This window comes from Gemmata sp. (assembly GCF_051859125.1).
GTDB lineage: Bacteria > Planctomycetota > Planctomycetia > Gemmatales > Gemmataceae > Gemmata.
In genome coordinates, this window is sequence record NZ_JBHYGG010000105.1 from 1 (window position 1) to 6,132 (window position 6,132).

At 69.7% G+C, this 6,132-nt stretch carries 6 protein-coding genes; all 6 read right to left on the reverse strand.

The features are described 5' to 3' along the window. Window positions 1-108: 108 nt before the first annotated feature. Window positions 109-414, reverse strand: a complete 306-nt coding sequence (gene bamE, locus ACTIGN_RS11235; RefSeq protein ID WP_439623810.1) for an outer membrane protein assembly factor BamE domain-containing protein — start codon at window positions 412-414, stop codon at window positions 109-111. A 136-nt stretch (window positions 415-550) separates the two neighbouring features. Beyond that, complete coding sequence (gene dxs, locus ACTIGN_RS11240) at window positions 551-2,455, reverse strand: 1-deoxy-D-xylulose-5-phosphate synthase (protein WP_439623812.1); 1,905 nt, start codon at window positions 2,453-2,455, stop codon at window positions 551-553. 102 nt (window positions 2,456-2,557) lie between these two features. Beyond that, window positions 2,558-3,490 carry a polyprenyl synthetase family protein gene (locus ACTIGN_RS11245; RefSeq protein WP_439623814.1) on the reverse strand — a complete coding sequence of 311 codons (933 nt, stop codon included), beginning with the start codon at window positions 3,488-3,490 and terminating at the stop codon, window positions 2,558-2,560. An 87-nt stretch (window positions 3,491-3,577) separates the two neighbouring features. Continuing rightward, entirely contained in the window at window positions 3,578-3,895 is a 318-nt protein-coding gene (locus tag ACTIGN_RS11250) for an exodeoxyribonuclease VII small subunit (protein WP_439623816.1), read from the reverse strand. A gap of 511 nt (window positions 3,896-4,406) precedes the next feature. After that, the gene (xseA, locus tag ACTIGN_RS11255) at window positions 4,407-5,639 is read right to left on the reverse strand and encodes an exodeoxyribonuclease VII large subunit (protein ID WP_439623818.1); all 1,233 of its coding nucleotides are present in this window, start codon (window positions 5,637-5,639) and stop codon (window positions 4,407-4,409) included. Continuing rightward, the gene (locus ACTIGN_RS11260; protein WP_439623820.1) at window positions 5,636-6,010 is read right to left on the reverse strand and encodes a hypothetical protein; all 375 of its coding nucleotides are present in this window, start codon (window positions 6,008-6,010) and stop codon (window positions 5,636-5,638) included. The genes xseA and ACTIGN_RS11260 overlap by 4 nt, the downstream gene beginning before the upstream one ends. Between the last annotated feature and the right edge of the window lie 122 nt (window positions 6,011-6,132).

The window sequence follows — 6,132 nt, forward strand, 5'->3', positions numbered from 1 at the left end:
CCCCGTTCCTACGGGGAGAGGTCGCGACGAGTCTTCGAGTCGCGGGTGAGGGGCACCACGCTTCTTCAACACCAGCGACGATGCGGACCGGGTGTGTTTCGGCCACCTTCAATTCGCCCAGCAGTCGGTAGAGATGACGCAATGGTCATCTCCGAAGTGTACCCGAAGAATACTGTCACCAAGTCTCGTGTTCCAATAGAGCCACGTTCCCCCATCCTGGTGAGGGGCACCCAACACCGAACGCACCTGGTCCTTGGTCATGCCGTTCTTGATCTTACTCTTGGCCACATCCACATCGCCGATGCCTGGCCTGGCGGTGGCCAACCAGATCGCAACGATGACGATGGGCACGCAGAGCACGAGCACCAGTAATTCGATCGCTTCGCGAACGGAGAGATGCCGGCGAGGATGCATCCTGCTCCCCCTGTACAGAAAGTCGTAGGGCCGGCTGCGCCGGCCGCTCTTGAGGAGGCCGGCACAGCCGGCCCTACGACCCGTGCCTTGAAATCTGTGTCCATCTGCGAAATCTGCGGATCAAACTCTTCGGTTTTCACGCCACCTGCGTCTCCGCAGCGCGACGCGAGCGCACCAAGTCGGCGAGTTTGTCGGCGCTGAGGCCGCACTCGGCGAGGAGTTCGGTGCGCTCGCCGTGCTCGACGAACCGGTCCGGCAGGCCGCAGCGGACCACGTTCCGCGTGTCGAGGCCGGCGGCGTTCGCGGCTTCGAGCACCGCCGAGCCGAACCCGCCCTCGATGGTGCCCTCTTCGACCGTCACCACAACCGGCAGCGTCTCGACGGCCTTCAGGATCGTCTCCTTGTCGAGCGGCTTCACGAACCGGGCGTTGATGACGCCGACGTTGAGCCCCTCGGCCTTGAGCTTCTTCGCGGCGGCCACGCACGTCGAGAGCAGCGTGCCGAACGCGACGAAGCACCCGTCGTCGCCCGTCGAGATCACCTCGGCCTTGCCCAGTTCGATCGGCGTGACCGGGTCGGTGCGCTCGACCTTCTCCAGGTTCGTCTTCGGGTAGCGGATCGAGATCGGCGACGGCTGGTTCAGGGCGTAGTGCAGCATCGGGGCGACGTCGTTCTCGTCGCCGGGGGCCATGCTCACCATGTTCGGGAACAGCCGCATGTACGGCACGTCGAACACGCCGTGGTGCGTCGGGCCGTCGGGGCCGGTGAGGCCGGCGCGGTCCATCGCGAACACCACCGGCAGGTTCTGCAGGCACACCTCCTGGAAGATCTGGTCGAAGCTCCGCTGGAGGAACGTGCTGTAGATGTCCACCACCGGCTTCATGCCGGCCTTCGCCATGCCCGCGGCGAACGCGACCGCGTGGCTCTCGCAGATGCCGACGTCGAAGAACCGGTCCGGGAAGTCCTCGCGGACCTTCTCCAGCTTGTTCCCCTGGCACATGGCCGCGGTCATCACGGCGACCTTCGGGTCGTTCTGCATCTCCTCGTGGAGCGCGAAGCTGATCGCGTCGGTGTACCCCTTCGCGCCGCCCTTGCGGAACGACACCACGTGCCGGTTCGGGCCGACCTCTTCGAACACCGGCGGGGTGTGGTAGGTGACCGGGTCTTCCGCGGCCTGCGCGACGCCGTGGCCCTTGTTCGTGAAGACGTGCAGGAGCAGCGGCCCCTTCTGCGTCTTGAGGTTCGCGAGCATCCGCCGCATGCCGGGCAGGTCGTGCCCGTCGATCGGCCCGAAGTACCGGAACCCGAGTTCCTCGAACAGCATCCCGTCCTTGAAGAACGCCTTGAGCCCGTCGCGGCACTGCTCGAGCGCGGCCTGCGCCATGCTGCCGAACACCGGGATCGCGTTGAGCACCTGGTTGACGCGCCGCTTGCCGCCCTGGTACAGCCCGGTCATGCGGCAGTTGTCGAGGTAGTTCGCGAGCCCGCCGGTGCGGGGGCAGATCGACATCTTGTTGTCGTTGAGGATGACCAGGACGTCCTGGCCCATGCCGCCGATGTTGTTGAGCGCCTCGAACACGATGCCGCTGGGCAGCGCGCCGTCGCCGATGACCGCGACCGACTGGCGGCCGGTCTCGCCGAGGAGGTCGTCGCCGGCCTTGAGGCCCGACGCGGTGGAGACGCTGCACCCGGCGTGGCCGGTCATGAACAGGTCGTAGGGCGACTCGCCGGGGTGCGGGAACCCCATGAGCCCGCCGCGGGTGCGGATCGTGTGGAACCGGTCGTACCGGCCGGTGACGAGCTTGTGCGGGTACACCTGGTGCCCGGTGTCCCAGATCAGCCGGTCCTTCGAGAAGTCGTAGGTGAGGTGCAGGGCGAGGCACAGCTCGACGACGCCGAGGTTGCTCGCGAAGTGCGCCGGGCGGGCGGTCATCACCCGGACCAGCTCGTCGCGGATCTCCTGGGTGAGGTTCTGCAACTGCTCGTCCGAGAGCGTTTGCAGGTCGGCCGGGGACTTGATCTGGGGCAGGAGCTTCGTCATGTCGTTCCCCTCGGAGAGTGGCGGGTGGCTGCTGGGAGTGGGTGGTGCCGGGGCCGCTCGCCCCTCCGCCCAACTCGCAACAACTGACCGACAACCCCCAGTTCACCGTTCCCTGGTTACCACGTACCGGGCGAGTTCGGCGAGGAGCGGGGAGCCGAGTTCGTCGGCCGCCGCGGTCGCCTGCTTGCCCAGTTCCGCCGCCCTCCGTCGCGACTCCTCAACTCCAAGGAGCCCGGGATAGGTCAGCTTGCCGCGGGCGGCGTCTTTGCCCACCCGCTTCCCGGCCTTGTCGGCCGTGCTCTCGACGTCCAACAGATCGTCCGTCACCTGGAACAGCAGCCCGAACGCGGCGGCGTACCGGTCGGCGGCCGCGAGCGTCTTCGGGTCGGCCCCCTCGTGCCGCTCGGCCTGCGCGGCGAACACGCCGAGCCGCAGCGAGGCCCGGAACAGCGCGCCCGTCTTGCGGGCGTGCAGGTCTTCGAGCCGGGCGAGGTCCGAACCACCGGGGGACTCGCGTCCCCCGCTCGCCCAGGCAATTCGCCCGTCGGCGATGAGGTCGAGGGTCTGCCCGCCGACCATCCCGACCGCCCCGGCCCCCTCCGCGATCGTCAGACAACTAACCGCAGCGGTCCGCGGCCCGTTAACCCGGGCGGCGACCTCGAACGCCATCGTCAGGAGCGCGTCGCCGGCGAGGATCGCGAGCGCCTCGCCGAACTTCTTGTGGCACGTCGGCACGCCGCGCCGCAGGTCGTCGTCGTCCATCGCCGGCAGGTCGTCGTGGACCAGCGAGTACGTGTGGACCATCTCGATGGCGACGGCCCCGGGCAGCGCCCGCTCCTCGGTCCCGCCGGCCGCCTCGCAGGCCAGCACCGTGAGCAGCGGGCGGAGCCGCTTGCCGGCCGCGAGCAGGCTGTACGCCATCGCGTCGCGGACCGGCCCCGGCGCGTCGGCCGCGAGGGCGGTAAGGTGCGCCCGCAGCGCGGCCTCGATCCGCGCCTGCCGCGCGGTCAACTCGGACCACGGGTCAGCGGGCACGGCACGCCCCCGGGTCGCGAGTTGTCGATTTATAGTCGCGGGCCGGTGCCATGTCTCGCCATCGACAGTGAATGTTGATCCCCGAAGTCACTCTGGTATTCCCGTGTCGCGGGGCGGTTTCGGGCTTTTTCGGACGGCGGCCTTGGCGGTCTCGATGCTGGCGACGTGGTCGAACGGCTTCAGGTCGGCCCCGCCGTCGTCGGTGAGCCCGGCGAGCACCTTGACCTTCTGCTCGGCGTCGCGGAGCTGGGCGTAGCACTGGCGGAGCAGCCCGACGCCGCGCTCGTACCGGGCGAGGGCGTCCTCAAGGCTCGTGGTGCCGTCCTCCAGTTCGCGGAGGATGGTGTCGAGTTCGGCGAGCGCCTGCTCGAACCGCGGCGGCGGGGACTCGGTGGTCGCGGGCATCGGCACTCTCGTGCGGGTCACAGGTCGGAGAACGCGGCTCGCACCGGATCGTGTGGAAGCGTAACCGTCGACCGTTCTTGCCCTCCCCCTTGGTGGGGGAGGGTGGCGAGGCTCTGCGAGCCGGGTGGGGGGGGGAACGCACGACGCGCGTTCTCGCTTCCCCCCACCCGCTCCTCGAAGACTCGAAGCGACCTCCCCCACCAGGGGGGAGGTCAGTGGCACGGTCACTTCCGACCGCGAACAGCGCCATCGCTACTCCCCCGGTTCGAGGGGAAGGTTGTTCCGAATCGCAATCTCCTTCAGCACCTCGCGAGCGGGGCGAACGCGCCCCGCCTTCATGTCCTCGATCGATTCTCGCAAGATCGCCAGTTCGGCTTCGTGGTCGGGTTGCGGCGGTTGAGGTCGTTCCACGGCGGTGCCCTCGCGGTGCGCGCTGGGTGGCGGTCAATGCAATCGACGGGGGTGGCGGGTGGGCGGCCTCCGTGCCCCTCGTTGACTTGTGGCGGTCCGACTACGAACCTTCGACCGACTCGACCCGGCTCACGACCCGCCCGGCCGCGACGCGGGTGACGAGCACGTCGCCGGGCCTCACCGCGGCGGCGTCACGCACCAGTTTACCATCGGGCGTGTGGGTCAGGCTATACCCGCGGGTCAGGACGTTCAAGGGGCTAAGTGATTCGAGCCGGGACGCCAGCGCCGCGAGTTGGGTTGCGGTCTGGCCCACGCGGGCGGTCGCGGCCCGCTCCATGCGCTCGGCGACGGTGTCGAGCCGCTGCTCCAGGTCGCGGACCCGCTGGAGCGGGCGGCGCAGCGCCGGGCGCGCCGCGAGTTGTTCGACCCGCTGCCGGGCCAGTTCGAGGCGGCGGTCGACCGTCTCGTAGAGCCGGGTGCGGAGCTCGAGCAGGCCGGCGGCCATCTCGCGGCGGTCGGGGGTCAGCGCCACGACCGCCGCCGACGGCGTCTCGGCCCGGAAGTCGGCGACGAGGTCGCACACGGTCACGTCGATCTCGTGGCCGACCGCGGACACGACCGGCACGACCGAGTTGAACACCGCGTCGGCGACGACCTCCTCGTTGAACGCCCACAGGTCCTCGGTGCTGCCGCCGCCGCGGCCGATGACGATGGCGTGCAGCGGGAGCTCGCGCGTCGTGTGGAAGTGGTTGAGCATCCGCACCGCGGCGGCGACCTCGGCGGCCGCGCCGTCGCCCTGCACGCGGCTCGGGCGGATCACCAGCTCCGTGAGCGGCCAGCGCTGCGCGAACAGCTCGACCATGTCGCGGATCGCCGCGCCGCTGAGGCTCGCGATGAGCCCGACGCGCCGGGGGAACCGCGGGAGCGGCCGCTTCCGCCGCGGGTCGAAGTACCCCTTGGCGAGGAGCTTCTCTTTGAGCTGCCGCAGCGCGAGTTCGGCCGCCCCGATCCCCTTCGGCTGGATCTCCTCGACGATGAGCTGGTAGTCGCCGCGGGGGTCGTAGACGCTGAGCCGGCCGCGGGCGATGACCTCGGTGCCGTCCCGGGGGTCGAACTTCATCCGCAGGTTGAACCCGCGGAACATCACGGCCTTGAGTTGCGCGCCGGCGTCTTTCAGCGTGAAGTACCAGTGCCCGGACGCGGCCCGGGTGAAGTTCGACACCTCGCCGGCGACCCACACCGACGCGAACCGCCCCTCGATCAGCCCCCGCAGTTGTGCGGTGAGGGCCGACACGGTGAGCGGCTCGGGCTTGAGCTTCTGCGCGGCGGTCATTGTGGTCCCGCTGACGGGGCGCGGACAACGATCAGCGGGTCGCCCTGCTGATCGTGCATCCAGTATACGAGCTGGAGGTGACCGAACGCAGCCCGGTCGTCCCACTCCTGGCGGATCAGGACGGCGAACGCGCCGGCGGGCAGGTCGCGCGGGTCGCGCAGCCGCACCGCGGGCCGGGCGTAGTAGAACATCACGCCCTCGTCCTTGAGCCGGAACAGGTGCAGCGGTTCGCCGGCCGGGACGCGCTCGCGGAGTTCGACGCCGATCGGCTCGGCGTTCCGCTTCTCCCCGCGGGCCGCCACGACGCACTGCACGAACGCGACCTTCGCGACCAGCCAGACGGCGAGGAACGCGACGAGCGCACGCCGCACACCCTGAGTCCCGGATGCTCTACCGGAATCGTGCGAGGATACGCAGGAGGTGGCTGGCGGGGCGCCCCCGGCGGGCGGCCCCCACCCCCGAGTGCCCACATTGTGGTTTGGGGCGCCCCCCC